The following is a 25,854-nucleotide window of genomic DNA, read 5'->3' on the forward strand; positions in this document are numbered from 1 at the left end:
AGATTCGCAGTCTGTATCATTTCTTAATTCCCTCCGCCAAAAGGCCCGGGCATATTTATGCTGTTATTCTGCAACAACTGCACACGGTCACCTACTTTCAGGTCGCCGCTGACAGCAACGAGGCTATCCACGATCGATCCGCTGATAATATCAACCCGCTTAGTAGAACCATCACCTTGGATCACCCAGACATATTCACCGCTGCTGTCGTTTTGAATGGCCGTGATCGGCACAGCCAATACCGCGGAAGCATCTTTTATTTGAATGACAACATTGACCGTCGTACCCAAAGGCAGGAAGATATCATCATCCACTTTATCCAGGTCAATGCGCACTGTGTATTTCACCAAACCAGAGACAACTTCGCCAACAGGATTGATCACCGTCACCTGACCTGTAAGTGTGACTCCGGGCACCGCGTCCAACGTAACCTCAGCCTGATTACCCAATTTGATAGTGGCGACATCTGATTCATCCACCTGCATCTCCACGTAGAGGTGGTCCATATCCGCGAGATTGACCGAGAGCTCACCCGTATCCACCAGATCCCCCACACGACCATCCACTGACAGAACCTCGCCATCAAACGGAGCAATAATGCTCAATGAGTTGACGGTCGCCTGCGCGGCATCCACTTCGGCCTGCGCGGCGATCACATCCGATGATGTCTCTCCAGCGAGAAGGCGGTCGTACTCACGTTGCTTATCTTCGAGTTCAGCCTTTTTCAGCGCAAGGTCATTCTCCGCTTCAATGATCCAATCTTTGGGAGCGGGGCCTTTGAAGTTCTCAGTTGTGTAATCGTACTTCCATCCATTCCCTGATTGGACAAGTTTGGCTTTGTACGTTGTCTGTGGAACTTTGTTATCGGTTTGCAAATAGCGCAGGTAATAGACCGCATCATCATAGTCTTCCTGTGCATCCTTCAAATCAATCGCCGCCTGCGCAAGGTCAGTCCCAGAGTTGAGAAGATCATCCAGTTTTTTTTGCGCATTTACCAGGTCCGCTTGAGCCGAAACGATGCTGGCGGATGTGCTGGCAGGTTCCAAAGTCAATAAGATATCGCCAGCCTTTACAAAATCCCCAGGTTTCACATACACGGCTTCCACCACGCCGCTGGTCTTCCAATTCAAGCTGGCAAAGGGTTGGGCCTCGAGCGAGCCAGAGGCTTCAATGGTCTCTGCCACATCCAGCGAAACGACAGTCGCTTCGGCAGCCGCTGCCACATCACTTGCATTGGCTGTAGAAAAGCCCCATGCTAATAATAGAATGACGACCAAAACAATTGTCGCAATTCCCCAATTTCGGACTTTCTTGTTTTTCCATAAGTTTAAAACTGCATCCATTTCAAATCTCCTTGTTCGTAGTTTCCCCTAAGATACTGGGCAAATGTGCAGAATTTGTGCAGAGCAAAAGGATGATTATGGATGTTTGTGGGGTTAAAATAGAACTATGAAATACGAAACTATTCCCAACACTTCGGCAAGCTCAGTGCGCGGCCTGACTCTCCCAAAAATTGGATTCGGCACCTGGAAGATCGGCGGCGGCTCATCCCCCAACCCGTCAACTGATTCTGTTTCGATGGTCGCTCTCCACACTGCTTTGGAGGTTGGCTATACTCACTTCGACACTGCCGAGATGTATGCGGACGGCCACGCGGAGGAACTACTTGGGAAAGCCATCCGCAGCTCACAGGTTAAAAGAGAGGCGTTGTTCATTACCACCAAAGTCACGCCGTCTCATCTTCAATATGACCAGGTGCTGCATTCCTGTGAAAATAGTCTGCACCGCCTGCAAATGGAATACATCGACCTGTATCTCATCCACTGGCCTGCGGCAGGCATGAAGCTCGAAGATACGTTTGGCGCATTGAACAAACTTGTACAGGATGGGAAAATAAAACATCTTGGTTTGAGCAATTTCAATTTGAAGCTGCTCAAAGAATCGCAGTCGCTTTCCGAAACACCCATCATTACGAATCAAGTTCCGTATAGCTTATCCGACCGTTCTTATGTCAAGAATGGGGTGTTGGAATATTGCCAGCAAAACGACATTCTGCTCACGGCCTATGAACCATTGGATCAAGGCAGGCTGCGGTCGAACAAAACGCTTGAAGCTATCGCCAAAGCACATGGAGTCACTGGTTTTCAAATTGCACTGGCATGGGTAATTTCACAGCCTCGAGTCATCACCATCCCCATGTCTGCGAACCCGAAGCACATCAGGGAAAATTTTGAAGCAGCGGATATTGAATTGACTCAAAACGAAATCGATCAACTGACGAATTCAAAATGAATTTTCAAATTGTTCCCGAAATCGAGATCATCGAAGAAGTTGAAACCGAACTCGAGCCGCTCTATCGCGTCATCATCCATAATGACAATATAACGCCGATGGATTTTGTGGTGGAAGTTCTTAAGGTAATCTTTTTCCTCTCCAATGACAGGGCGGCGGAGATCATGCTCACCGCGCATATCAATGGCAATGCCTATGTGCAAACGCTTCCAAAATCTGAAGCTGAAAGAAGAATTGATAATGCGCATTTCGCTGCGCAAGCCGAAGATTATCCTCTGCATTTTTCAATGGAATCCGAATGACATCAAACTTTGAGGTTCTAACGCAGATCAACCTGGATGACCTGGTTGAATCTTTCGGCTGGCAGAATCACCCACTTCTGGCGCGTTTGCTGCGAATGCTTTTTCTTAAACCCGCACAAACCTTTGCGAGTCACGTTTTGGAATATGATGAAGTTGTCGGCACACATGGGCTCGCTAAAGGGGGAAGCAACCTGCTACTAAGATATGTAAAAGACATCCGCATCTTTGGCGCGGACCGAATTCCTGATTCAGCGTTTCTGGCATTATCCAACCACCCAGGCATGGTCGATACCGTTGCGCTCTTCGCGGCTCTGAACCGCAAGGACTTGCACATTATTGCGCTTGACCGCCCCTTCTTAAATGCCCTGCAACATACAACCAAGCAATTGTTTTATGTGCAAGATGACTCCGCAAAGCGAATGACGCTGGTGCGCCAGGTCAGTTCACACCTGAAATCTGGCGGCGCAATATTGACATTCCCCGCTGGTCACATTGAACCCGACCCCGATGTTTACCAGGGGGCAGTTGAATCGCTAAAAAGTTGGACAGACAGCGTGGGTGTCTTTGTCCGCATGGCTCCGAATGCGGCGATATTGCCAGTGTTAGTAAGAAATGTAGTGGCGGAAAAGTATGCGAGGCATTGGTTGTTGAAAACGAAAAAGACGAAAGAAGAAAGAGAAAAATTGGCAACCGCCCTGCAATTGCTTGGCATGATTCTTTTCAATGAAAAACCTGTGACTGTGACAGTGCAGATCGGCAGGCCTATTTATGTAAAAGATTTGGGGACGAACGATACGAGTGTGATTCACGAGGCTGTACTGGCAGAGATGAAGTATCTGATCGAAAACCCGCCTGAATAATGTTGTAGGGGCGGGGTAACCCCGCCCCTACAACAAATGGATCAATCCGCTGTTGCACCTGCGAGCATGGGCTCGTCACCGTTGTATTTCATTAAGTGGGGCCATTTCCAGATGATGAAGAAAGTCCCGAGGATGCAGCCAATCCCTCCGCTGATGATGGCAAAAGGAGCGCCGAATAATTGTGCAACTGTGCCCGCTTCAATTTCACCAAGCTGAGGCCCACCCTGAAAGAAAATTTGATTGATGCTGGTCATCCGTCCGCGGATATGATCGGGGGTTTGCAACTGACGGATGGTATTGCGGATGATGGTGCTGACTCCGTCCGCTGCGCCTGTGGTTGCAATCGCCAGCCATGCAATGATGAATGACTTGGTTGCGCCGAACAGGACAGTTGCCAATCCAAACACGATCACCGCGCCTAAAAATAACGGGCCTTGTTTGCGGAGTTCTTTTATCTGTGAAATGACCAAAGCCGCAAGCACGGCCCCCACTGCTGGCGCAGCAGAGAGGTAACCATATTCAACCACCCCCACTTTTAAAATACTGGTTGCAATGATTGGCATCAACGTGTTTGCGGAAGCAAAGAAGGTCGCGACAAAATCCAGCATCATGGTTGAAAAGATGATGGGTTTGCCGAGAATAAATTTGAATCCCTCCCGAATGGATTCCATGCTCACACCCGCAGACTTTTCTGCAAAGGCTTGAGGAACCTTTCCGATCATGAACAAAGCCAGCAGTACGGCAACAAACGAGATAGCATTGAAGTAATATACAGCGGCTTGACCTGCAACGGCGATCACAACTCCGCTCAAGGCTGGGCCGAGCACTGAGCCAATTTGGAACGAAGTGAAGGTCATACTGAAGGCATTAGGTAAATCTTTTTTCGGGAGCAAATTGGGAACCAATGCCTGGCGTGAGGGGCCGTCAAATGCTACAGCAATAGCCTGCATGGCGGTGATGAAGTAAATGTGCCAGATGGTGACGTGCCCAAATTGGGTGAGCAGGGCCAGGGTCAGAGCAAGAAGCGCGGCCATGCTTTGAGTCACGAACAACACTTTGCGTCTATCTATTGAATCGGCCAGCGCACCGCCGATCAAAGAAAAGATAATGACAGGCAAAATGCGTGCCACGCCGATACCGCCCAGCGCGATGGGATTATCGTTCAGTTGATTGATATGCCAAAATAAAGCCCAGAGTTGCATCTGGGTTCCTGTGATCGAAATGAGTTGTCCGAGCCAAAGGTAGAAGAATTTTTTATATTTGAGGGATGGTGGAATATGCATTTCAGTTACCGAGGATCAAGTGCCCCAATCTCGAAGATATAAGAAGTCATAGCCAACCGTGCGATTGCTTACTTTTGCAATCGGCGGCTGCATTCGTTTGAATTGATTGCGTCGAATACGTGCAACAACTGTTTCTACAAATTTTTTATCAAAGCCCGCTTCCACGCAATCCTCAAGCATGTAACGCTGATCCACGAGCAGATAAAGCAGTTGATCCACTTGTGCATAAGTAAAGCCAAGTTCGCCTTCGTCAGTCTGGCCTTCCCAAAGATCGGCGGATGGAGCCTTGTCAATTATGGGTTGCGGGATTTTCATTGCCTGCGAAAGTTGCCGCACCTGCGTTTTGTACAGATCGCCAATTGGGTTGATTGCGGCTGCGGCATCTCCCCATTGGGTGCTGTAGCCAAGCAGAATTTCAGATTTGTTGCTCGTGCCAATCGGTAGTGCCTTGAACACTTCCGATTGATCATACAGGGCGATCATACGCGAGCGAGCCATGATGTTGCCTTTCCGAACTTTGGATATATTCGGATCGCGCTGGATCAAAGGATCGACCATCTCGGTAATGTCAATCGTCTCACTCTGGATTTTGAACTGGTCTATCAACAATTGGGCGTGTTCCAGCGAATCGGGCGAGGAGGTGCGATAGGGCAATCTTAAGGCGATCACATTTTCAGGGCCGAGGGCTTCCACTGCAAGAGCGCAGGACAGCGCGGAGTCAAGCCCACCTGAGAGGTTTATGATTGCGCGCGCAAACCCCACGCGGGTTATTTCGCTTTTGATAAAGCCTGTAAGAATATTGCGGGCCAGGTCAGTGTTGATGGAGAGGGTGAACTCAATCACGATTTAATATCCTGGTCAATTCTTTTTGCACAAGAGCGGTTCTTTCATCGCGTAATAACGGTAAACGCGCACGTGTGCGGCGTAATTGATTCAAATCCAGTTGAGCGTATGTGATCGATTCTTCGTTGTAAGGGCCGTGCGCAAGTTCTTCACCATTTGGGTCAAAGACCGTTGCCCCACCCCAGAAGTGAAGGCCATCCTCGTAGCCGACTCGGTTGGCATGTGTCACAAAAGATGTGAACATACTGGCATAGGCTTTGGTGACACGTTCCACCCAGCGCGCAGATTCAAGTTTTTCTTTATCGTTCAACCCACGCCCGGGCGAGGCCGAGGAGAAGAGCATGATATCCGCGCCATCCAGCCAGAGTAAATAAGGCGGCGAGGCATGCCAGAAATCTTCACAGATTAGCATCCCCACACGTCCGAAGCGCGTATCAAATGCACGGACTTTGTCACCCCATGCAAAGAAACGTCCTTCATCAAAGAGGCCATAGGTCGGCAAATACACTTTGTGATGAACGTGCACAAGTTTTCCGCCAGAGAGATAGGCAGATGCAATGTAAAAGCGGTGGCGGGAGTCTTCGTCGACGAACCCAACTACCAGGTCCAGATCGTGAGACGCTTTAAGTAAATGTTTGAAGATTGGGTCATCCTCCGTCGGCTTATGCGCAGCGGAAGCGACCAAGTCCTGTAAAACATATCCTGTTAATGAGAGTTCGGGGAATACGAGTAAATCTGTTTTTTCGGCCCTGGCTTGCTTGATGTAATCCAAATGTTTGGCGAGGTTTGCTTCCACGTCCCCAAGTTTGGTGTTGATCTGTGCAAGGGCGAGGTTTAGTTTCATTGAAAGAATCTTACCATAAAGAAGACCTCCGAAGTGATAAATTTCGGAGGTCTCAAATATTCCCACCAAGATACTATTGTGCTACAGTCACTTCAATAGTATCGCCTTCAGTAGTGGCTTCGAGCACGGTGATAGTCACATTTTCCACGGTCACGGATTCGCCCACTGCAAGCGGAGATTGATTGCGATAAGGATCGTTTTCAAGAATTGGATAAACAACCAGCGTGCCTTCGCCTGAATAAATTGCAGTATCCACTGTGTAAACAAGTGCTCCTTCTTTGACGATACCAGTGTCGTAGCCAAACGCCCGTCGTGATTCTACAACAACAATTTTTGTATCGCTGATCGGAATCATTATGGCCTTGGTGCCGCCAACTGTTTCAATCGCAGAGAGGGTTGTAGTTTGTTCACCAACCAATTGGCAGGTGATCTGCTGATCCTCCAGCCAGCCCAATTGCCAGCGCTCAAAGGCAAAGAACTCAGGCGCGTTCCCGTCGATATATCCCATGAGTCCAAAGCCACCAGCAAAACGATGCTGGTCATCGTAATTCGCAGGGTCGTATTGATAAGCGTATAAGTCCGGAAGTCCCATGGTATGGCCCGTCTCATGGTTCAACCAGAGGAATCCCCAGCCATTTAGATCAGCCCCTGATGTCACTCCATTGGAAAAAATCTTTCCATCGGCCGCGTAACCTGCGCCTTCGTTCGCGCCAAATGCAGGACCATATCCAATTGCGGTTGCCTCAGGTGGGACCATGACGACAACTGAGTCAGCGCTGGAAAAGTCAATATCCGCATCAGCAAGCTGAACAGCCTCTTGAATGAATTCAAGATGTCCCTCGGAGGAACGGATTCCCTCCCCATAGTGCGCGGATGGTTGGCTCAGTCGCAGCCACACAAAGTGAGGTTCAAGCACCCAGTTCATGGTTCCATAGGACATATCATTGAAGAATTTTTCAGCATTCGGGGAAATGATGGAAAATATTTCTTCAGGCTGTTCCGAAGCAGGTACATCAGAAAAATCCGCAAACAGCACAATTGTTTTGACAGTGCCAACAGTAGGCAGTTTATAGGAGGGATTAGGCAGTCCAAAACCAACGTTTGTAAAAGAGTATGAACGGAGTTTACAAGCAGAAATCGAATCCGGCGTAGCTGTTGGAACGACTGTAGCTGTTGGGAAGGCCATGGCTGTCGGCTCAAGTGTGGCGGCCTGAGTAGTATCAGAAACAGGTTGAGGCGTGGGAGTCGGTGCGCTTCCCCCACATGCAGAAAAGAGCAGGGCAATCATCCACATCACAAAGACAAGGGAAAAGTGAGATTTCATATTCATACTTACCTCCAATCAAATTTTCAAAGCAAAAGACTCTCAAGAAGTAATTCTCAAGAGTCTATTGGCGGGGAGGGAGGGATTCGAACCCTCGGTGGACCGGAGCCCACAATAGTTTTCGAGACTATCCCATTCAACCACTCTGGCACCTCCCCAATATTGAAGCGGGCAAAATTATAACCGAAAAAAATCTACACAATCTTGAAATCTGCGGATTAGTTTTACAAATCCACACCATCATGTAGATCAGGGTAATGTACCTGATCCATTTTTTGTTCGTTCAGCAGCCACTTTAAGTTCATGGCCTGTTTTTCTTCACCATGCACCAGGAAGATTTGTTTCACCGTATCTTTGACCCCCGCCGCGTATTTGACCAAAAGATCCTGCCCCGCATGGCCGGAAAGACCGCCGATGGTGGCAACATCACATTTGCGTTTATAAACTTCGCCAAAAATATTCACTTGCGGCTCGCGGTCGGCCAGCCTGCGCCCCAATGTATTGGGCGCCTGCCATGAAACAATACAAATCGTGTTTTTAGGATTCTCGATATTATTGCGGATGTGATGTACAATGCGGCCCGTTTCGGCCATGCCCGATGCGGAGATAATTATCATCGGCTCCTTGCGCTCATTCAGCGCCTTCGATTCTTCCACCGACCTTACATAAGTTAACATCTTGAAGTCTAAAGCGGGGTGTTTTGATTCCGCGACAAACTTGCGCGTCTCTTCATCAAAGCAGTCAAGGTGTCGCTTGAATACAACAGTGGCATTCACCGCCAGCGGACTATCCACGTACACTGGCACACTTGGCACTTCGCCGCTGCTCATCATTAGATTTAAGTAGTAGACTAATTCCTGGGTGCGCCCAACTGCAAAAGCAGGAACGATCAGTTTGCCGTCGCGTTCAATTGTCAGTTTTACAACGTTGCGAAATTCTGAAAAGGCCAACTCAGGGTTACTATGTGATTTATCCCCGTACGTGCTTTCCATGATCATATAATCCGCTTCGGTGGGCAAAACAGGGTCACGCAGCAGAGGCAGTTGATATCTTCCAATATCTCCCGAAAACCACAAGTGGATTTTTTTACCCTTCTCCTCAATTTCAAGTGACACGCCCGCCGAGCCGATGATATGTCCCGCTTCGTAAAAACGCGCAATCACACCAGGGATGGGCTCAAACGCCTCAACATAATCCACGCCTTTGAACATGCCCGCAACTTCTTCCGCATCCTGCTCGGTATACAGCGGATCAATTGGATCCTCGCCGCGCTTCGCTCGTTTCTTGTTCACAAACTCAGCATCCGATTCTTGAATGCGCCCCGAGTCACGTAACATCAAACTTGTCAGATCTTCAGTGGCATGTGTTGCAAATATATTCCCCTCATAACCCTGCCTGACCAGGTTCGGCAAATTACCAGCATGGTCAATGTGCGCATGGGAAAGGATGACTGCATTCACATCACGCGGTGCATAGTGAAAATTCAAATTACGCGCGTAAGTATCTACACGCCGGCCTTGATACAACCCACAATCCAAAAGCAATTTCGATCCGTTGACCTCGATCAAATGCTGGCTTCCCGTTACTGTATGCGCCGCGCCGTGAAAATTAATCCGCATGTTTCACTCCTAGCACCTTTAAGATTTGTGCGCCAAATTTCTCAACCCGCGAAGGAGTGTCCTTCATTATTTCGCTCAACTCTTTCAAATCCTTTGGCGGGTTTTCGGACAGCGTCGCCAAATAAGGTTTCGGCAGGATGATATCGGATTCGACCTTCATCTCCAACCCGACATTTTTTCTCCAGGCTTTTAATTTCTCGAGGCGACGAAGAACCGCATCGTTCTTACGTTCAATCTGCTTCCGTTCAACCAGTGGAGATTCCATCCCGCGCCTGATCGCAGCTAAAAGATTATCACCCCAAAGCTTTATCTGTTTCTCGCTCAGACCAGCCGCGGAAAGATCCACTTTCTGTTCAGGCAGGTTCTTTACCAGGGCAACAAACACATCGTCCATCACAACCTTGTAAGGAGGGCGATTCAGTTTTTCCGCTTCCTTATCACGCCATTTACATAAGTGGGAAATAATAGTCAATTCGCGCACTGAAAGATCTTTTCGTCCTGAAAAACGCTCCCATGATTCCCCATTCAACTTTTGTTTTTGTTCTTCCGTCAAACAGGCGCGCCTAAAATCCTCCAGCGCAAACTGCAAGCGTTCCTTTTCACGCAATTCCTGCTCCAGGGCATCACGCAAGTCAAAAAGATAATGTGTATCAAGGCGCGCGTAATGGATCTGTTCCGGCGATAATGGACGCGTCGCCCAATTTGCCTTTTGATGCCGCTTATCCATTTGAATTTTGAATTTATCGCCTAGCAGTCGGTCCAATCCCACCGCCGGGTAACCCAAGACCCGTGCAGCCTGCATCGTATCGAACAGGTTGGCAAAGGTGAATCCAAAATCACGCCTCAGGCAGATCAGGTCGTACTCTGCGGCATGGAAAACCTTTTCAATTTTAGGGTTCGCAAAAATGGGGCCAAGCGCACTTAAATCCTTAAGCGCGAGGGGATCAAGCAGGTAATCTGTTTTGGCCGATGAAAATTGCAATAGACAAACTTGTTCACGGAAAGCATGCAAACTATTGGATTCTGTATCCACTGCCACACGGGTTTGTGAGGCAAGGTCTTCCACCATTTGTTTTAATGATTTTGTTGTGTTTACCCAAACAGGAGGGTGCAGAGTTTCAGACATATGAGTTGATTATAAACCCGATACAAGCCGACAAAAATTTATGTACATTACTTACTCATTTCAAGCGAAATAGGGAGAGCAGGCGGTCATATCCGCGCTGAAGAAAATAGCTCATGATCAGTACGATGATGGAACCGGGAATAAGGTTCGTTAATACAAGTACCTGCCCTGGGCCTAGACCAAGGGCCGATGTAAGGATGTGCCAAACAGGGCGATGGATCAAATATGCAAAAAAGGATGCAGTGGAAAGAAACGCCCAAATTCGCCCCCCACCCAGTCGCGTGCGAAAAATCGCCAGCAACATCCACACCCAGCCCAGTATGAAGATATCGGCGGTCAGAAGATACCAACCGTTGACTATTTCATATCCAGCAGACTGTGCCAACCAAAAGATCCATATCCCTAAAATAGCAGCGATGACTTTATATAGAAAGTTAGTGTCAAACATCCAGTTCCGAAATTCTTCAAAGCGGGAAAAGTAAACCCCGGCGAGAAAAATAAAATAATATTGAAAAAAGCGCGAGTCAAACAGGCCGTACATCAGGTGTGCAACGTATGCAACTGCAAAAACAATGCCTGCCCAGATCAGCAGCATCCTATTCGATTTGGCCCGCAGCAGCAATACGATAAAAAAAATGTAATACACCACCAGCATACTGATGTACCACAGGGTCAGCACTTGTTTCACATAATTGGGAGAAAAAATGGCTTGCAAGTTCAAAACATAAACTGCAAAGGAAAAACGATTCAACGAGTACCCCAGCACAAGAATAAACAACGCGAGGCCCAGCCAGTATGGAGGAAAAATCCGAATAAATTTCGACCTTAGGAAGCCAAGCACATTACTGTCGGGTTTTTGAAGTGTCACATCGGTAAAATAGCCTGCCAAAAAGAAAAATGACCCGAGCAAAAGCGATGCAACAAATGCTCCCGAGGGACCCAGCTCAACCCCGAAAACCTTTATGTCTAATACTTCGCTATGCAGCACAAAAAGCAAAAGGATGGACGACCCTCTCAACGCTTCAAATTCCTGAAGTCTTTGCTTTTTCTCCATCACAATTCCTTCTCCATCACCATGGCATCTTCCCCGTCATTGTAGTATCCCTTCCAAATGTCAACGGAGACATATCCTTCCTTCTCATACATGGAGATGGCAGCATGGTTGGACAGCCGCACAGTTAATCGTGCTTTGGGCACACCGAGTTTGCTTTCACAAGCATGCAACAAGGTGCTTCCAATTCCGCGCCGCTGATAGCGTGGATCAACTGCAATGGTGGCGATCCAGCCCCACCCGTCATGCGGACGCGGATCTCCCGCAATGAAGCCCACCATTTGATTATCCTCCACTGCTTTTAGTCGAACCACATTTGAGAAAGTCAGCACCGCGATCAAGTCAAACAAAGGCCAGGCATCCTTTCCAAAGCTTTCGTTCTCTAGTTTGCGAAGCGTGTTCAAATCAAGGATGGACGCTTTTACAATTTCCATAAAAAATAAGGCCTCCTAAGCAGGAGGCCTTATTGTATTACAGTTTACATCTTACTTCTTGGTATCTTTGCCGAGGAAGTTATCCAACATGCTGGTGAATTCCATCGGGAAGATGAACTTGGTGGATGGGCTTGTGCCGATTGACTTGAGCGTCTCAAAATATTGGAGGGTCATCGTTTTCTGGTCAATGGTCTTGGCGGCGTTAAAGATGGCTTCCAAAGCAACGGCAAAACCTTCTGCACGCAATGCCTGCGCCTGCTTATCACCCTCTGCACGCAAGATGTTGGACTCGCGCTCACCCTGCGCCGAAAGAATCGCTGCCTGCTTGGTACCTTCGGCGCGATTGATCGCGGCTTGCTGGTCACCCATGGATTCGGTCACCAAGGCACGGCGGATACGCTCAGCAGACATCTGACGGTTCATCGCGTCCTGCACTTCGCGCGGCGGGATGATCTCACGGATTTCAACGTTGGTTACTTTAACACCCCAACGTTCAGTCACTTCATCGAGACGGGTGCGAAGCATGTTATTGATGTGCTCGCGTTCTGAAAGAACATCGTCCAGTGGAATACCGCCGATGACGGCACGTAAAGTGGTTGCCGCAATACCAGCCGCAGCGGATTCAAAGTTTCCTACCTGCAATACCGACTCGGTGGGGTCAAGAACCTTGTAGTACCACAGGAAGTCAATTGAGATCGGGGCGTTGTCTTTTGTGATCGAAGTCTGATGCGGAATTTCACGTACTTGCTCGCGCAAATCAACTTTTACCGCACGATCAATCACGGGGATGAGCAGAACGATCCCAGGGCCCTTTGCCCCCACTGAACGACCAAGTCGAAACACGACCAGACGTTGATACTCAGGAACAATTCGAATGGCATTGGCCAGGAAAATAAAACCAATGACAAGAATAGCGCCTACCAAACAAGTAACAAAACCAAATGTTTCCATAAACTTCTCCTTCCGTTATGAATTGATTTTTTCTACAACGAGGATAAATCCCTCGCGGTTCACCACTCGAATTGGGCTACCGGCAGAAATAGGCTTGTTATTCAAGCTTTTTGCCGACCACAACTCACCAGCTACATATACACTTCCTTCATCGTGAACTTTGGTACGCGCTTCACCGGTCAAACCGACCAGGGCTTCAAGGTTATGGGATAGTGGCGCGCCCACAGCTTGTATCGTCTTACGAACCGCTATCCACAGAAACGCCGCCATCGAACTTGAAGCAACCAACGCCAGGATCGGGTTGACCGCTGGTTTCCATCCCTCTACGGCAAATAGAAAAACAGAGCCTATCACTAACAGCAAAATGGACAGGCCCAGGAATAATTCACGTTTGGGTTTTTGAATGGCATATACGAAGGGTATGATACTGAGGACGAGGAGAACAAGCGCCCACCAATTGAACTCCAGGTTGTAAACTGCATATCCCGCCAGTGCCAGGCAGAAGAACGCGCCCAATTCAAACAGACCTGTCCCCGGGCTTACCAGTGCCATCAAACCAAGTAAAATGCCACCGAGCAAGATCAGATAAGCAATGTTTGGTTCGAGTAAAAAGCCCATTGTGCCTCCACTTCATTATACAACAAGAAATTTCATAGTGCCGCACGAGCGGTGAACTTAATCCATTATACGTTTGAATGTCATCAAAAGTCGCTTAATGGGAACGGGCGGGCTGGTTGTATAATAGTCAGGCTAAATTACCCATCGGGAGTCATTGTGAAAATTCAAAAGATTTGTGTTATCGGCCTCGGCTACATCGGCCTGCCTACAGCATCCACCTTCGCCGCACATGGAGTCGAAGTTTTGGGCGTGGATATAAATTCAAACATCATTAAAACCCTCAACAATGGTGAGATCCATATTCATGAACCTGGCCTGCGCGAAGAAGTAAAAAAGGCCATCAGTTCGGGCAACTTCAAAGCGGTCACTCAGCCCGAAGAAGCCGATGCTTTCATCATTGCCGTTCCCACACCTTTTCAAGAAAACAAATTCGGTGAATACAACGGTATCAGTTACAAACTGGCGGATATGCGTGCGGTCATTTCGGCAGCCGAATCTATCCTGCCATTTTTGAAAAAAGGAAATCTAGTCGTGCTTGAATCGACTTCCCCTCCGCGAACTACGGTGGACTTGATCGCCCCCATCCTCGCTCGTTCTGGACTGGAAGCTGGGCGCGACTTCCATTTGGCTTATTCTCCCGAACGGGTTTTACCCGGACAAATCCTGCGTGAATTGATCGAGAACGCGCGCGTGATCGGCGGTGTTACCCCCGAATCGGCAGAGGCAGGTAAAGAGCTATATTCAATCTTCGTCAAAGGACAGATCATCAAGACCGATGCAACCACTGCTGAAATGGTCAAATTGATGGAGAATACCTACCGCGACGTTAATATCGCGATTGCCAATGAATTCTCCCGCCTTGCAGACAAATTCGGCGTGGATGTGTGGGAGGCCATCTCAATCGCAAACCTGCATCCACGAGTTAAGATCCTCAGCCCCGGCCCCGGCGTTGGCGGGCACTGCATCAGCGTGGACCCGTGGTTCTTCGTAGAAGCCGCACCTGAACTCACTCCGCTTATTTATCATTCGAGGCAAGTGAACGATTCGCAGCCTCACTTCGTTGTAGATGTGGTCAAACACGCCATTGGGTCATTAAATGGGAAGAAGATAGCCGCACTCGGCCTGGCATACAAACCAGATGTGGATGACCTTCGTGAAAGCCCCGCAAACGAAGTCGTTCAAATCCTTCAACGGGAAGGCGCACAGGTGCTGGCGTGGGAACCCTTCAAACCTGATGCAAATCTCGAAGGGATTACCATGTCCCCCACTCTTGAAGCTTCTATCCAAGATGCGGATGCGCTCATATTGCTCGTCAAGCACACCGAATTTACAAAGCTAGATCCCAAAGACATCGCACAAAAAACAAAAGCCCGCATCTTAATTGATGTCGTAAATGGCTGGGATAGCGATGCATGGACAAGCTGTGGTTTCAGATTCCACCGCATCGGTGATAACAAATCAAAATTGGAAATCACCAGTTAGTATTGAGCCTGTCGAAACATTGAAAATTCTCTCAGTTTTTGGAACCCGCCCCGAAGCCGTAAAAATGGCTCCTATCGTACGTTTGCTTGCTCAAACGGCAGGCGTGGAATCGCGAGTCTGTGTGACGGCTCAGCACAGGCAGATGCTCGATCAAGTATTGAGCCTGTTCGATATCCAACCTCAGTACGATCTTGATCTGATGCGTGACGATCAATCTCTCGCACAATTAAGTGCGGCCATCTTCACCCATCTTGATCCTGTCTTATCAGATTTCAAACCCGATTGGGTTCTGGCACAGGGGGATACAACTACAGTAGCCATAACCTCCCTACTCACTTATTTCAATCGCATAAAGTTCGGGCACGTGGAGGCCGGCCTGCGGACTCACAACAAATGGCAGCCTTTCCCGGAAGAGATTAACCGCCGTGTGGCCGGTGTCACCGCAGACTTACATTTCGCGCCGACAGAATGGTCCAAACAAAACCTTTTGCGCGAAGGTGTTGACGAGAGCATTATCAAAGTAACGGGCAACACAGTTATTGATGCACTGCAATTCGTTAGCCAACAGGAACAGCCTCAGGAAATTACGCGACTAATAACTACAAAACTAAAAACTAATAAACTAATACTGGTCACCGCCCATAGACGCGAAAATTTCGGCAGGCCCATGGAAAACATTTGCTTAGCGCTCAGGGAACTGGCTGTTCGTGATGACATTGAAATAATCTGGCCTGTTCACTTGAATCCCAATGTTCAGGAACCAGTTTACCGAATTCTGAAAGATGTTGAACATATTACCCTTCTGCCGCCGCTAGATTACCTGCCGCTTGTCCATTTGATGAAGAGGGCGAAGATCTTCCTCACGGATTCGGGTGGGATTCAGGAGGAAGCTCCTGCCTTTGGCTTACCGGTCCTTGTACTGCGCGAAGTAACCGAACGCCCGGAGGGAGTGGAAGAGGGGACACTAAAGCTGGTTGGAACAGAGACCAGTCACATTGTCCGCGAGGCGAAGCGGCTTTTGGAGGATAAATCCGCTTATGAGGAAATGTCCCGGGCTTCAAATCCATATGGCGATGGACACGCGGCAGAAAAGATCGTTTCCTTCTTGAAGGAGAAGAGTTTGTAATCTCGTCAACTTTCCTATCCATGTGGGGGATCGGTAAACAAAGCTAAGCGGTTATACTTCCGTACCTTACATGATTGTAAGGAAGATAGCTTTATAGGAGAATTCTAATGAGACGAGTGCTATATTTTCTTACAGTTATTACAATCTTATCTGTGACTCTTTCTGCCTGCCAGGGGGCAACTCAACCTTCTACACAGGCCACCGAACCACCAGTGACTGAAGTACCGGTTACTGAACCTTCGACAACTGCTCCCCCTGCGATAGAAATTCCAGCAACTGACGCACCAATACTTGAACCAATTGATCTGGTCGGGCCTCCTATGGAACTTGGCTCAAAGTATATGCACGTGGACGGCTCCATTTTAGTGGCGGTTCCGGGCGGCCCATTTTTGATGGGGTCTGAGTATTTCGGCGACAAGGAACACGTGGTAACTATTAGCGATTTTTGGATCTATGGCAGCAAAGTAACCAACGGACAATATGCCCGTTGTCTCGAAGCCGGCATCTGTACCCCACCCGATCCGAAAAACAATCGATCCTTCAACAACCCGGTTGATATCAGTTTACCGGTGACAGGCGTAAATTATGATCAGGCAGCAGCGTATTGTACATTTGTGCATGGACGCCTCCCCACCGAAGCCGAATGGGAAAAAACCGCGCGTGGCCCCGACGGCAATATTTATCCGTGGGGAGACGCGAGCCCTGCCTGTGATTTGTTAAACTTTCATTTCTGCGAAGGTAAACCCACTGATGTAACAGCTTATCCACAAGGCGCTAGTTTCTATAGTGCACTTGATATGTCTGGGAACGCGCGTGAATGGGTGGCAGATTGGTTTGACGCCAAATACTATGATGTGTCTCCAGATGTAAACCCGACTGGGCCTGAAATCGCTCAAATACGTTCTGTTCGCGGAAGCAGCTACCAGGATAGTTTTGATCCATCCAAGTCTGCTCATCGCTCATTTCTTAAGCCGACACAAGATCAGCCTGACCTGGGTTTCCGTTGTGTGGTGGAAGACCCAACCTTCTTTGCTCCATATTGCCAAACCTTGGTCCTGGTTGGGGCGGACCAAAATGGTGGACCTACTGATGCTGTGAGTCCAGTGGATTGTGGTGCACAGCCGGAGTTATCACAATTCATCTCCTGCGATGAACAAGCCACTTATATAAAAATTGAAACTTTCCCGCTCCCGCAAGGTGCTCAACTTCAAGTCTCACCGGAGTGTCTGGGCGGACCTGAACTCTACAAATGTGTAGGCAAAGGAGGAATAACGATCGTCCCTCAAACATGTAAACTTCCTAAACAATCCGGCTATGCAGGCTGCGCACCGGGCTATAGCCTGGACGAGGAAGGCAGTGCTTGTCTTGCGGCGGGCCCCGGTGAAGGTTGTCTGCCGGGTTTCAATTTCGATCCGGCCGCTCAATGTTGTGTTTCAGAAACCCCGGGCGCTCCGGCCTTTGGAGCCTGCCCGCCAGGGTTCTACACGCAAGAGAATTTTTGTATTCCTGTTTTGAACAATCCTCCTCCGTTACAAACCGTACAAGAAATCTCCTTGGTTGTAAATTGTTCCGTCGGAGGAGACGACTCGAATACTGACGACGAACCCGAAGACCCAGGGAGTTGCACGCCAGTATGTACTGAAATTCGAGGCGTTACTACCTGTACCGGATGCCCATAATAAATAATTATGAAACAATCCCCTGCAAAAAGGCGGGGGATTGTTTCAATAGAGATAACTTTAGGATTGAAATTCTGGAAAACCTCACAAGTTCTGGTCAGCAAATTTTGCGATACCCATAAAAATGTAATCCCCCCATTTCAAAAATTGGTATTTTCCCCCATTCCCAGATCAGGGCAGGAATGCTATCTGGGTACATCCTTACAAATTTTTGTGGATAGCTGTTTGTAATGTCCTGTGAAATAATTCTTAGTATAATAAAAGTGGTAATTATGTTCAGGCGAAGCATTGCAATCATCACGGCAATTTGTCTACTTGGCGCAAGCTGGGCCTCTGTACGCGCACAAAGCACTGATACAAAGTATTTTAGCGAGACCGGCCACAATGTTAAAGGGGATTTTTTTAAGTTTTACAACGGCAACCCCAACGCAACTTTTCTTTACGGCTACCCAATTACAGAGGAATTTGTCAGCAAAGACGGGAAGACCGTGCAATACTTCCAGCGCGCGCGTTTTGAGTATCGCACCGACCTCCCCCAAGGTCAGCGGATTCAACTAACGCCCTTGGGGCAAAAGACTTTCGTATCCACCGGCCCGGTAAACGTAAACAATTCCTTCGCATGCCGCACTTATGCAGAAACAGGGTATTCGGTTTGTTTTGCCTTTCTTGAATTCTTCGATAAATATGGCGGCAAGGCGCAATTCGGCTATCCCATCTCCGGGTTTGAATATCACGAGAACAAGCTTGTTCAATATTTTGAAAAGGCCAGGTTGGAATGGCAACCCTGGAAGGCCGAAGGGCAGCGAGTTGTAGTTTCAGACCTCGGGCGCATCTACTTTGACAAGCTTGGCGAAGACCCTGCCCTGCTTGCCCCGGTAAACCCAATTGGCAATGCTCCTAAAGTTATCACCGGCCTGCAAGTGCGCGCATTCGCCTGGAAGGCCGTGACACTGGCAACCGATACCCAGTTGATCTTTGTGATCGTACAAGATCAAAACGCGCAGCCGGTATCCAATGCAAGCTGCACAGCGGTTGTGCACTGGCCCGATGGAAGGAATGACTCGACGGCCATCACAACCAACTCCAATGGCGTGGGCATTGTCTCACTTTCCTTTACGAACCAACCCTACGGCAGCCTTATTTATACCGACATCACATGCAATTACAATGGCCTAAGTGGAACGACTACAACATCATTTAGGATCTGGTACTAAAACTCCCGCAGGCAGTGCGGGAGTTTTTTTATAGCAAGTCTTTCATTTCAAACACAGGCCCATCTTTACAGATCATTTTCCATTCATGACGAAGAGTCAATGCACAGACTCCGCATTCAGCCATTGCGCCGCAAGGCATGGGAGCGCGGACTAAAACCTGCGCTTCGCCCCACGTTTTTGTCTGATTCGGTTTCCCTATCATTTCCTTTAACTGAGATAGATTCCTACGATCAACATCAACGGCGGCATAATCAGCCCATTGGATAATTTCCAGCATGGCTTGTAAGGGTTGGATTTCCACGACTTCAGGCAAATCCCTCACAGCCGAATTACAAACCATTACAACCTCCGCGTTTTGCTTGAGCACAGTAGATATTAATCCGCGCAGGCGTGAGGGCGAATCGTCAAATGCAATTAGGGCCACTTTGCGTGCGGCTGGCGGGATTGCAAACCCGTGCCCGATTGGGCCGCGAAAGTTTAAAGATGTACCTGGCCCCCACGAAGAAAGTGATTCTGATACGGCAACAAACCCATTCGGTGCTGGGTCGCTAAAGAAAAGAGGAACAGGCAGAGGTGAGTCCGAACCGAGGGCATGGGCAAGCAGATATTGTCCCGCAGCGGGAATCAATTCAGGCGCGCAAGTGATCAGCGCACGCGAGTCCAATAGAACTTCCTTTACCTGGCCTTTATCAATTTTCATTGGAGAAATGTTAACACGTATGGGGGGCACAAGCAAGCGAGTTATAATCACAAAAATTTATGTTTCGGAGGAAACTATGAATATTTCAGGTTTACTGCAAGGCCTTGCGACCTTTGCCTGGATCGGTTTCATCGGCGTGCTGGTTATGATCTTCGTGCGCGCGAGTCGTAATCAACCTGCAAAAGGATTAAGCACCCTGGTAATCTCTTTGTTGGTTGCCGCAGTACTGCTGACGGCAGTTGGCGCAGGGCTTGTGTACATCCAGCCAGAAGAAAGAGGCGTTGTATTTTCAGCCTTTGCTGAAGGCGGTCTGCGTAATGAAGCGCTTGACCCCGGAGTTCATTGGATCATCCCATTTGTAGAGCAGGTACGCACCTACCCGATCTCACGGCAAACCTATACCATGTCTGCCACAGTGGGTGAAGGTGCAGTAACTGGTGATGATTCGATCCGCGCCCGCACAAATGACGGTCAGGAGGTATTCATTGAGGCATCGGTCATTTATTCGATTGACCCAACCAACATTATTCCGCTGCACATCACCTGGCAGGACCGCTATACTGATGAACTGGTGCGCCCCACCGTGCGCGGCATCATCCGTGACGTGGCTTCACAATTCGGCGTGGAAGAAATTGTCAGCACACAACGCGGTGCCATGGAAGATCAGATCACAGCTCTGATGGAAACGAAATTCAAGGAGAATAACCTGATCCTGGTGGATTTCGTTCTGCGTGATATTCACTTCAGCGAGGAATACGCACTGGCTGTGGAACAAAAACAGATCGCTGAACAGCAGGCTCAACAAGCCAAGTTTGTAGTTGAATCGAAGAAGCAGGAAGCAGAGCAGGCGCGGCAAGTGGCTCAGGGTCAGGCCGACGCGGCAGTGATCGCAGCACAGGGTGCGGCAGAAGCCAGGATCATTCAAGCCCAGGCTGAAGCACAAGCCAACCAGTTGCTGGCACAATCCCTTACACCTGAATTAGTGCAATACCAATATGTTTTGAAACTTGCCCCCGGCGTGAATACGATTTTCATTCCGAGCGGAAATCAATTCATCCTGCCGCTGCCAAACACGACCTTGCTGCCTGAATAAAACAAACAGCTTGGTACAATAGTGACCAGTCACCAGAAGCCTGGTACTGGTCACTATTTAATTTTGGAGCAGCAATGCCGATCCCACAAACTGGACGCGAAATTCGCCTGACGACTCTTTCTGCTTGCGCGGGTTGAGCGTCCAAACTTAGCGCCGATGCGCTGACGCAGGTTCTGCGTCCCATCAAAGATATCTTTGACCCCGCCTCGTATCCTGACCTGTTGGTTGGTCTTGCATCACCGGATGACGCGGCTGTTTGGCGTTTAAGTGAAGACAAGGCTATTGTAGTCACTACAGATTTTTTCACCCCCATTGTAGATACGCCCTATGAATATGGTTCAATTGCCGCAGCAAACAGCCTATCAGATGTATATGCCATGGGCGGACAACCTTTCCTCGCACTTAATATTGCAGCACTGCCAGATCAATTGTCAACTGAAATTTCAAGTGAGATATTACGTGGAGGTGCAGAGAAGGCACGCGAAGCGGGCGTGGTAATTGCGGGCGGACACACTGTCAAAGATAAAGAGCCAAAATACGGCTTAGTCGTGATCGGATTCATCGATCCACACAAGATGCTAAGCAAAGGCGGATTAAAAATCGGCGATGTGCTGGTGCTCACAAAGCCATTGGGCGGCGGCGTGACCACAACCGCACTCAAACAGGAAAAGGCCTCAGCCGATGACATAAAAGAAGCCATCCAATGGATGTCTCGTTTGAATAAAACTGCGAGCCAACTCGCAGTGGAATTCGACTTACGCGGCGGAACAGACATTACCGGGTTCGGCTTGCTTGGTCACGGTACGGAAATGGCAGAAGGCTCTGGCGTTCTGTTATCGATTGAAAATTCAAAACTTCCATTTTTTGGCGGCGCTCGTGGGTATGCCAAAAAAGGATTCTTTCCCGGGGGCGCATTTGATAACAAGGGGCATTTTGAAAAGAATGTAATGTTTGACGAGCAACTGGATGAGCCAGCCCAAATGTTATTATTTGATCCGCAAACAAGCGGAGGCTTACTGCTGGGCGTACCGCGTGAAAAGTTGGAAGCCTTCGAGAAGCGTGCCAGGGAATTGGATCAGCCTATTTGGGTGATTGGGGAAGTCCATGCCGGTCAGGGAATAGAGGTTCGGTCTTAATGTTCCGTATTGGCATATTTGAGTTGGGGCTTACCTGCGGACTGCTTTTTATCGTGATCATTATTCCTATCATTGTTTCTCGATATTATGCGCGCATGGATAAGCGCTTGAAGAATATTGAAAAAAAGATCAATAAGAAATAGGAAACATTATGTGGGATACCCTTGATCTTCCCTGGCAGGCCGCACTCGAAATGGCATGGGAGGCATATGGCACAGGCACGATACCAATTGGCGCGGTAGTAGCAGATGCTGATGGCAGGATCGTTGCGCGCGGACGTAATCGCATTCTCGACACATCCGCCCCTGACAAACAGGTTTACAACGACATGCTGGCTCATGCTGAAATCAATGCTTTGCTATCGTTGAAACTCGACCAGAAAAACCGCCACACTTCAACACTGTATACAACCATGGAGCCATGTCCCTTGTGTATGGGGGCGTTTTTATATGTCCAGTGTGCGGGCACTTCACTTTGCGGCGCATGATCCCTATGCAGGGAGTGTCAACCTTTTAGGGACAACACCCTATCTCAGCCGAAAACCCATCCATATAAGGCCGCCTTTTGACCACTCCCTTGAAATCAGCCTGATCGCCATGCTGGTAGAGACAGAAATAACCTTGCGCGGAGAAACTGTGATCGCAAGTCGTTTTTTCGATGAGTGGCGTGCGATGTCTCTCAAAGCTGTGGAATTTGGGATTGCGCTATATCGGTCCAATGAACTTCGCAAAAGACAAAAAGATGGTCTATCTGCAAACGACGCTATAAATTGGCTCACATATCAGGTACAATAAGGGCAGAACAATAAATTGTAATAAACATCATGTCTGAAATCCCCATAGAACCAGATTCAAGCTCCCCCTCCGAAAAACCTCCCAGTAATTCGTTCATAAAAACTGACGAAACTTCGTCATGCCGCGAATCGATTTGCGCGGCTATATGGATTTAACAATACCTGTAATACATTCTGAAGAGTATCACCAAAGGAAAACATGAGCATCGGCAACGAAATATTGATAATCCTTGTGCTGATTCTGATCAACGCCGTTCTGGCAATGTCTGAAGCTGCGCTGGTTGCATCACGAAAGGCCCGCCTGCAGCAACAAGCGGGAGAGGGTCATAAATCATCCGCTTTGGCGATCAAGCTGATCGAGGATCCAAATATTTTCCTATCCACCATCCAGATCGGTATCACATTGATCGGGGTTTTGGCTGGTGCGGTTGGCGGCGCAACAATCTCAGAATCACTGGCAAGGGCATTGCAAAATGTTCCCTATATTGGTGAGTACAGTGCCTCGATTTCGCTGGGTGTGGTGGTGGTATCCATCACGATACTGACCATCTGGCTGGGTGAACTGGTTCCAAAAAGGCTGGGGCTTAATAGCCCCGAAAAAATCGCACAGATTGTGGCAGGTCCAATGCTTTTTCTTTCAAAAGTTTTTTCTCCCTTCATCAAACTTATGAGCGCAGCGACAAATTTTGTCCTGCGTCTGATTGGCGTTGACGCGTCGTCGGAACCTCCCATTACAGAAGAGGAGCTTCAGATGCTCATCAGCCAGGGTACACAGGCGGGCGTGTTTGAAGAAGCCGAACAGGATATGGTGGAAGGCATCTTCAGCCTGAGTGACCGTCGCGTTTACTCGCTGATGACTCCTCGTACAGAGATCGTCTGGTTGGATATTAACGACTCGGTGGAAGAGATACATACGAAGATAGCTGAAAGCGCGTACTCCCGTTTCCCTGTACGGCAAGACTCACTGGAAACCATCATCGGCATCGTTAAATCGCGGGATATGCTCGTGCAAAGCCTTTCAGGCGAAGAAATCAAATTAAAGTCCCTCATCAAGCCTGCATACTACATACCGGAAACAATGTTCGCATCCCGCGCATTGGAAATCTTCAAAGAGAAAGGCACTGAACTTCTGCTGGTAATAGATGAATTTGGCGGTTTGCAAGGGTTGATCACCATCAATGACATTCTCGAAGAGATCGTCGGCGAAATGGAAACAGAGGAACCGCAGGCAACTCAACGACAGGATGGATCGTGGTTATTGGATGGTATGCTCGAAGTGGATGAGTTCAAGGAAATCTTCGACCTCAACGAACTGCCTCACGAAGATGAATATGAAACTTTAAGCGGTTTTATGATGGTCTCCCTTGGGCGCGTGCCCCAGGCCGCAGATCAATTTGAATGGCACGGATTGCGCTTTGAAGTGATCGATATGGACGGGCGCCGCGTGGATAAAGTGCTAGTCACCACACTCCCAAAAGCACAGAATGCTCAAGAGAGACAACAATGACAGCCTATGTAATTGTAGATATCGAAATAACCGACCCTGAAGGCTACAAGGAATATGTAATAATGGCGCCGCGAGCGGTGGAATTGTATGGAGGAAAATACATCGCACGAGGCGGGCATAACGAAACGCTCGAAGGCGAATGGCTAGCCAAACGGCTGGTCATCCTTGAGTTCCCATCAATGGAGCAGGCAAAAAAGTGGTTAGACTCACCTGAATACGCACCCGCTCGAAAACTGCGTCATCAATATGCACGAACGAATATGGTGGTTGTAGAAGGCACGTAAATACCCTTTCAGGCTTCAAGATAAAATCAAGGTATAATCTTCGCCCGTATGACTCAAGAACCTTCTTCCAACAAAACAAAAGTCTGTCCTACCTGTGGAACGCGTTTAAGCGAGAGCGCCACACGCTGTCTCGTATGCGGAACAGAGTTCAGTGCGCGCGCCGCACCGAAAGTTATCAAGAAAGCGGAAAAATCGGTGCAGGCAAGCCGTATGCCAGAGATTCGTTTGAGCCTCCCTGCGGCTGTAGGCGTACTGGCAGTTGTGATCATCATTGCAGCCGCCACTACTTTTTTTGCTGTACCAAAAGATGAAGCTGCATTTTCAACAATAGATACTCCAACTCCTACAGAAACTCCTACGGCCACACTTCCATCCACCGCCACCCAGCTTCCAACGGATATTCCCACAGCTACACAACAACCTCCGTTTGATTACACCGTTGGTCCCGGCGAAACCTGTTCTCTGATCGCGTTCAATTTCAATGTCTCGATCCAGAGCATCATCATTACAAACAACCTCCCATCCACTTGCCCGATCAGCCAGGGACAAGCACTCAAGATCCCATACCCTACACCCACAGTCCCGCCGCCCGCCACCAACACACCACTTCCAGTGGATGCAACTAAACAAGCATGTGAAACTGTCCCGATCACTGTTCAGGAAAACGACACGCTTTCAAGCATCTCCTTGAATTATGCCGTGCCGATGGCTGCCATCAAAGAATTCAACGGCCTAACCACGGATAATGTCTTTCTTGGACAAGGTCTGCTCATCCCTCTTTGTATGCGTGCCGCTACACCCGGGCCCACTCCCACTGCGACTCTTCCGCCTCCCTACCCCGCCCCGAACCTGCTTCTCCCTGCGGACGGCGCTGCCTTCACCCTGGCCAACGATGTTGTCACATTGCAATGGGCATCTGTTGGAGCCCTGCGCGATGGCGAGGCATACCAGGTCACCGTGGAAGATGTCACCGCCTCCCAAACCACCCGCCTCACAGATTATGTGACAGACACAAAATACATCGTGCCAACTTCCTTCCGCCCGAAAGACAACGTGGCACATGTCCTGCGTTGGTGGGTCACCCCCGTCCGTCAGGCTGGCGTGGATGATCAGGGTCAACCGATTTGGGTTGCATCAGGCGCAGTAAGTGATAAGCGCGTCTTCACCTGGGTGGGAGTTGCCGTCCAAGGCACACCCAATCCCTAAGAAACTGTCTGAAATCTCAACTTTAGATATGGATTTGTAGGGACACAGCGAAACGATTTACGGCCAAAATCTTGAATTGACTCGCTG

26 protein-coding genes and 1 tRNA gene are annotated in these 25,854 nt (G+C 48.8%); 14 read left to right on the forward strand and 13 right to left on the reverse strand.

Annotated features, from left to right (window positions below):
• Window positions 1–23: 23 nt before the first annotated feature.
• Complete coding sequence (locus tag AC14M5_RS10110; protein ID WP_484029538.1) at window positions 24–1,343, reverse strand: efflux RND transporter periplasmic adaptor subunit; 1,320 nt, start codon at window positions 1,341–1,343, stop codon at window positions 24–26.
• A gap of 106 nt (window positions 1,344–1,449) precedes the next feature.
• Here AC14M5_RS10110 and AC14M5_RS10115 point away from each other — a divergent pair, with 106 nt between their 5' ends.
• From AC14M5_RS10115 to AC14M5_RS10125, 3 genes are read left to right on the forward strand one after another with little or no spacing between them, the layout of a single operon-like run.
• Window positions 1,450–2,292: an aldo/keto reductase gene (locus AC14M5_RS10115; RefSeq protein WP_484029539.1), complete on the forward strand. Its 843-nt coding sequence runs from the start codon at window positions 1,450–1,452 to the stop codon at window positions 2,290–2,292.
• Window positions 2,289–2,594, forward strand: coding sequence for an ATP-dependent Clp protease adaptor ClpS (locus AC14M5_RS10120; RefSeq protein WP_484029540.1), 306 nt, complete (start codon window positions 2,289–2,291; stop codon window positions 2,592–2,594). Before AC14M5_RS10115 ends, AC14M5_RS10120 begins: the two co-directional genes overlap by 4 nt.
• Window positions 2,591–3,454 carry a lysophospholipid acyltransferase family protein gene (locus tag AC14M5_RS10125; protein ID WP_484029541.1) on the forward strand — a complete coding sequence of 288 codons (864 nt, stop codon included), beginning with the start codon at window positions 2,591–2,593 and terminating at the stop codon, window positions 3,452–3,454. The genes AC14M5_RS10120 and AC14M5_RS10125 overlap by 4 nt, the downstream gene beginning before the upstream one ends.
• Window positions 3,455–3,495: 41 nt before the next feature.
• Here AC14M5_RS10125 and AC14M5_RS10130 read toward each other — a convergent pair whose 3' ends face one another.
• From AC14M5_RS10130 to AC14M5_RS10180, 11 genes are all read right to left on the reverse strand, one after another.
• On the reverse strand, window positions 3,496–4,737 hold the full coding sequence (locus AC14M5_RS10130) for an MFS transporter (RefSeq protein ID WP_484029542.1): 1,242 nt from the start codon (window positions 4,735–4,737) through the stop codon (window positions 3,496–3,498).
• 15 nt (window positions 4,738–4,752) lie between these two features.
• Complete coding sequence (locus AC14M5_RS10135) at window positions 4,753–5,580, reverse strand: NAD+ synthase (RefSeq protein WP_484029543.1); 828 nt, start codon at window positions 5,578–5,580, stop codon at window positions 4,753–4,755.
• The gene (locus tag AC14M5_RS10140; protein WP_484029544.1) at window positions 5,573–6,424 is read right to left on the reverse strand and encodes a nitrilase-related carbon-nitrogen hydrolase; all 852 of its coding nucleotides are present in this window, start codon (window positions 6,422–6,424) and stop codon (window positions 5,573–5,575) included. Before AC14M5_RS10140 ends, AC14M5_RS10135 begins: the two co-directional genes overlap by 8 nt.
• 73 nt (window positions 6,425–6,497) lie before the next feature.
• Window positions 6,498–7,754, reverse strand: coding sequence for a metallopeptidase domain-containing protein (locus tag AC14M5_RS10145; RefSeq protein ID WP_484029545.1), 1,257 nt, complete (start codon window positions 7,752–7,754; stop codon window positions 6,498–6,500).
• 62 nt (window positions 7,755–7,816) lie between these two features.
• Window positions 7,817–7,906: transfer RNA gene (locus AC14M5_RS10150), tRNA-Ser, on the reverse strand.
• A 66-nt stretch (window positions 7,907–7,972) separates the two neighbouring features.
• On the reverse strand, window positions 7,973–9,367 hold the full coding sequence (locus AC14M5_RS10155; protein WP_484029546.1) for an MBL fold metallo-hydrolase RNA specificity domain-containing protein: 1,395 nt from the start codon (window positions 9,365–9,367) through the stop codon (window positions 7,973–7,975).
• Complete coding sequence (locus AC14M5_RS10160) at window positions 9,357–10,493, reverse strand: ribonuclease D (RefSeq protein ID WP_484029547.1); 1,137 nt, start codon at window positions 10,491–10,493, stop codon at window positions 9,357–9,359. The genes AC14M5_RS10155 and AC14M5_RS10160 overlap by 11 nt, the downstream gene beginning before the upstream one ends.
• Window positions 10,494–10,548: 55 nt before the next feature.
• On the reverse strand, window positions 10,549–11,547 hold the full coding sequence (locus tag AC14M5_RS10165) for an acyltransferase family protein (protein ID WP_484029564.1): 999 nt from the start codon (window positions 11,545–11,547) through the stop codon (window positions 10,549–10,551).
• Entirely contained in the window at window positions 11,547–11,978 is a 432-nt protein-coding gene (locus AC14M5_RS10170) for a GNAT family N-acetyltransferase (RefSeq protein ID WP_484029548.1), read from the reverse strand. The genes AC14M5_RS10165 and AC14M5_RS10170 overlap by 1 nt, the downstream gene beginning before the upstream one ends.
• 51 nt (window positions 11,979–12,029) lie before the next feature.
• Window positions 12,030–12,929: an SPFH domain-containing protein gene (locus tag AC14M5_RS10175; RefSeq protein ID WP_484029549.1), complete on the reverse strand. Its 900-nt coding sequence runs from the start codon at window positions 12,927–12,929 to the stop codon at window positions 12,030–12,032.
• A gap of 15 nt (window positions 12,930–12,944) precedes the next feature.
• Complete coding sequence (locus tag AC14M5_RS10180; RefSeq protein ID WP_484029550.1) at window positions 12,945–13,547, reverse strand: NfeD family protein; 603 nt, start codon at window positions 13,545–13,547, stop codon at window positions 12,945–12,947.
• 156 nt (window positions 13,548–13,703) lie between these two features.
• Here AC14M5_RS10180 and AC14M5_RS10185 point away from each other — a divergent pair, with 156 nt between their 5' ends.
• The 4 genes from AC14M5_RS10185 (at window position 13,704) to AC14M5_RS10200 (ending at window position 19,048) form a co-directional block, all read left to right on the forward strand.
• Complete coding sequence (locus AC14M5_RS10185; protein WP_484029551.1) at window positions 13,704–15,029, forward strand: nucleotide sugar dehydrogenase; 1,326 nt, start codon at window positions 13,704–13,706, stop codon at window positions 15,027–15,029.
• A gap of 19 nt (window positions 15,030–15,048) precedes the next feature.
• On the forward strand, window positions 15,049–16,155 hold the full coding sequence (gene wecB / locus AC14M5_RS10190) for a non-hydrolyzing UDP-N-acetylglucosamine 2-epimerase (protein ID WP_484029552.1): 1,107 nt from the start codon (window positions 15,049–15,051) through the stop codon (window positions 16,153–16,155).
• A gap of 107 nt (window positions 16,156–16,262) precedes the next feature.
• On the forward strand, window positions 16,263–17,834 hold the full coding sequence (locus AC14M5_RS10195) for a formylglycine-generating enzyme family protein (protein ID WP_484029553.1): 1,572 nt from the start codon (window positions 16,263–16,265) through the stop codon (window positions 17,832–17,834).
• Window positions 17,835–18,106: 272 nt separating this feature from the next.
• Window positions 18,107–19,048 carry a transthyretin-like family protein gene (locus AC14M5_RS10200; RefSeq protein WP_484029554.1) on the forward strand — a complete coding sequence of 314 codons (942 nt, stop codon included), beginning with the start codon at window positions 18,107–18,109 and terminating at the stop codon, window positions 19,046–19,048.
• Window positions 19,049–19,076: 28 nt separating this feature from the next.
• Here AC14M5_RS10200 and AC14M5_RS10205 read toward each other — a convergent pair whose 3' ends face one another.
• Window positions 19,077–19,748 (reverse strand): iron-sulfur cluster-binding protein, encoded by a 672-nt coding sequence (locus tag AC14M5_RS10205; protein ID WP_484029555.1) that lies wholly within the window; start codon window positions 19,746–19,748, stop codon window positions 19,077–19,079.
• A 76-nt stretch (window positions 19,749–19,824) separates the two neighbouring features.
• On the opposite strand from AC14M5_RS10205, the gene AC14M5_RS10210 reads away from it, so the two are divergent.
• From AC14M5_RS10210 to AC14M5_RS10240, 7 genes are all read left to right on the forward strand, one after another.
• Window positions 19,825–20,841, forward strand: coding sequence for a prohibitin family protein (locus AC14M5_RS10210; protein WP_484029556.1), 1,017 nt, complete (start codon window positions 19,825–19,827; stop codon window positions 20,839–20,841).
• A 74-nt stretch (window positions 20,842–20,915) separates the two neighbouring features.
• On the forward strand, window positions 20,916–21,977 hold the full coding sequence (selD, locus tag AC14M5_RS10215) for a selenide, water dikinase SelD (RefSeq protein WP_484029557.1): 1,062 nt from the start codon (window positions 20,916–20,918) through the stop codon (window positions 21,975–21,977).
• Window positions 21,978–22,128: 151 nt separating this feature from the next.
• The gene (locus AC14M5_RS10220) at window positions 22,129–22,464 is read left to right on the forward strand and encodes a deaminase (protein ID WP_484029558.1); all 336 of its coding nucleotides are present in this window, start codon (window positions 22,129–22,131) and stop codon (window positions 22,462–22,464) included.
• On the forward strand, window positions 22,427–22,771 hold the full coding sequence (locus AC14M5_RS10225; protein WP_484029559.1) for a hypothetical protein: 345 nt from the start codon (window positions 22,427–22,429) through the stop codon (window positions 22,769–22,771). The genes AC14M5_RS10220 and AC14M5_RS10225 overlap by 38 nt, the downstream gene beginning before the upstream one ends.
• Window positions 22,772–22,969: 198 nt before the next feature.
• Window positions 22,970–24,277, forward strand: a complete 1,308-nt coding sequence (locus AC14M5_RS10230) for a hemolysin family protein (protein WP_484029560.1) — start codon at window positions 22,970–22,972, stop codon at window positions 24,275–24,277.
• Entirely contained in the window at window positions 24,274–24,561 is a 288-nt protein-coding gene (locus AC14M5_RS10235; protein ID WP_484029561.1) for a DUF1330 domain-containing protein, read from the forward strand. The genes AC14M5_RS10230 and AC14M5_RS10235 overlap by 4 nt, the downstream gene beginning before the upstream one ends.
• A gap of 48 nt (window positions 24,562–24,609) precedes the next feature.
• Entirely contained in the window at window positions 24,610–25,767 is a 1,158-nt protein-coding gene (locus AC14M5_RS10240; protein ID WP_484029562.1) for a LysM peptidoglycan-binding domain-containing protein, read from the forward strand.
• Window positions 25,768–25,854: the final 87 nt, after the last annotated feature.

It is taken from the genome of Candidatus Villigracilis sp. (assembly GCF_057083605.1).

Coding starts and splice junctions, on each gene's coding strand:
- AC14M5_RS10220 (WP_484029558.1), top strand. CDS start 22,129: ATGTGGGATACCCTTGATCTTCCCTGGCAGGCCGCACTCGAAATGGCA.
- AC14M5_RS10145 (WP_484029545.1), bottom strand. CDS start 7,754: ATGAATATGAAATCTCACTTTTCCCTTGTCTTTGTGATGTGGATGATT.
- AC14M5_RS10170 (WP_484029548.1), bottom strand. CDS start 11,978: ATGGAAATTGTAAAAGCGTCCATCCTTGATTTGAACACGCTTCGCAAA.
- AC14M5_RS10155 (WP_484029546.1), bottom strand. CDS start 9,367: ATGCGGATTAATTTTCACGGCGCGGCGCATACAGTAACGGGAAGCCAG.
- AC14M5_RS10195 (WP_484029553.1), top strand. CDS start 16,263: ATGAGACGAGTGCTATATTTTCTTACAGTTATTACAATCTTATCTGTG.
- AC14M5_RS10125 (WP_484029541.1), top strand. CDS start 2,591: ATGACATCAAACTTTGAGGTTCTAACGCAGATCAACCTGGATGACCTG.
- AC14M5_RS10165 (WP_484029564.1), bottom strand. CDS start 11,547: ATGGAGAAAAAGCAAAGACTTCAGGAATTTGAAGCGTTGAGAGGGTCG.
- AC14M5_RS10225 (WP_484029559.1), top strand. CDS start 22,427: ATGTCCAGTGTGCGGGCACTTCACTTTGCGGCGCATGATCCCTATGCA.
- AC14M5_RS10210 (WP_484029556.1), top strand. CDS start 19,825: ATGAATATTTCAGGTTTACTGCAAGGCCTTGCGACCTTTGCCTGGATC.
- AC14M5_RS10110 (WP_484029538.1), bottom strand. CDS start 1,343: ATGGATGCAGTTTTAAACTTATGGAAAAACAAGAAAGTCCGAAATTGG.
- AC14M5_RS10160 (WP_484029547.1), bottom strand. CDS start 10,493: ATGTCTGAAACTCTGCACCCTCCTGTTTGGGTAAACACAACAAAATCA.
- AC14M5_RS10175 (WP_484029549.1), bottom strand. CDS start 12,929: ATGGAAACATTTGGTTTTGTTACTTGTTTGGTAGGCGCTATTCTTGTC.
- AC14M5_RS10140 (WP_484029544.1), bottom strand. CDS start 6,424: ATGAAACTAAACCTCGCCCTTGCACAGATCAACACCAAACTTGGGGAC.
- AC14M5_RS10200 (WP_484029554.1), top strand. CDS start 18,107: ATGTTCAGGCGAAGCATTGCAATCATCACGGCAATTTGTCTACTTGGC.
- AC14M5_RS10130 (WP_484029542.1), bottom strand. CDS start 4,737: ATGCATATTCCACCATCCCTCAAATATAAAAAATTCTTCTACCTTTGG.
- AC14M5_RS10120 (WP_484029540.1), top strand. CDS start 2,289: ATGAATTTTCAAATTGTTCCCGAAATCGAGATCATCGAAGAAGTTGAA.
- AC14M5_RS10235 (WP_484029561.1), top strand. CDS start 24,274: ATGACAGCCTATGTAATTGTAGATATCGAAATAACCGACCCTGAAGGC.
- AC14M5_RS10115 (WP_484029539.1), top strand. CDS start 1,450: ATGAAATACGAAACTATTCCCAACACTTCGGCAAGCTCAGTGCGCGGC.
- AC14M5_RS10240 (WP_484029562.1), top strand. CDS start 24,610: ATGACTCAAGAACCTTCTTCCAACAAAACAAAAGTCTGTCCTACCTGT.
- AC14M5_RS10205 (WP_484029555.1), bottom strand. CDS start 19,748: ATGAAAATTGATAAAGGCCAGGTAAAGGAAGTTCTATTGGACTCGCGT.
- AC14M5_RS10180 (WP_484029550.1), bottom strand. CDS start 13,547: ATGGGCTTTTTACTCGAACCAAACATTGCTTATCTGATCTTGCTCGGT.
- AC14M5_RS10230 (WP_484029560.1), top strand. CDS start 22,970: ATGAGCATCGGCAACGAAATATTGATAATCCTTGTGCTGATTCTGATC.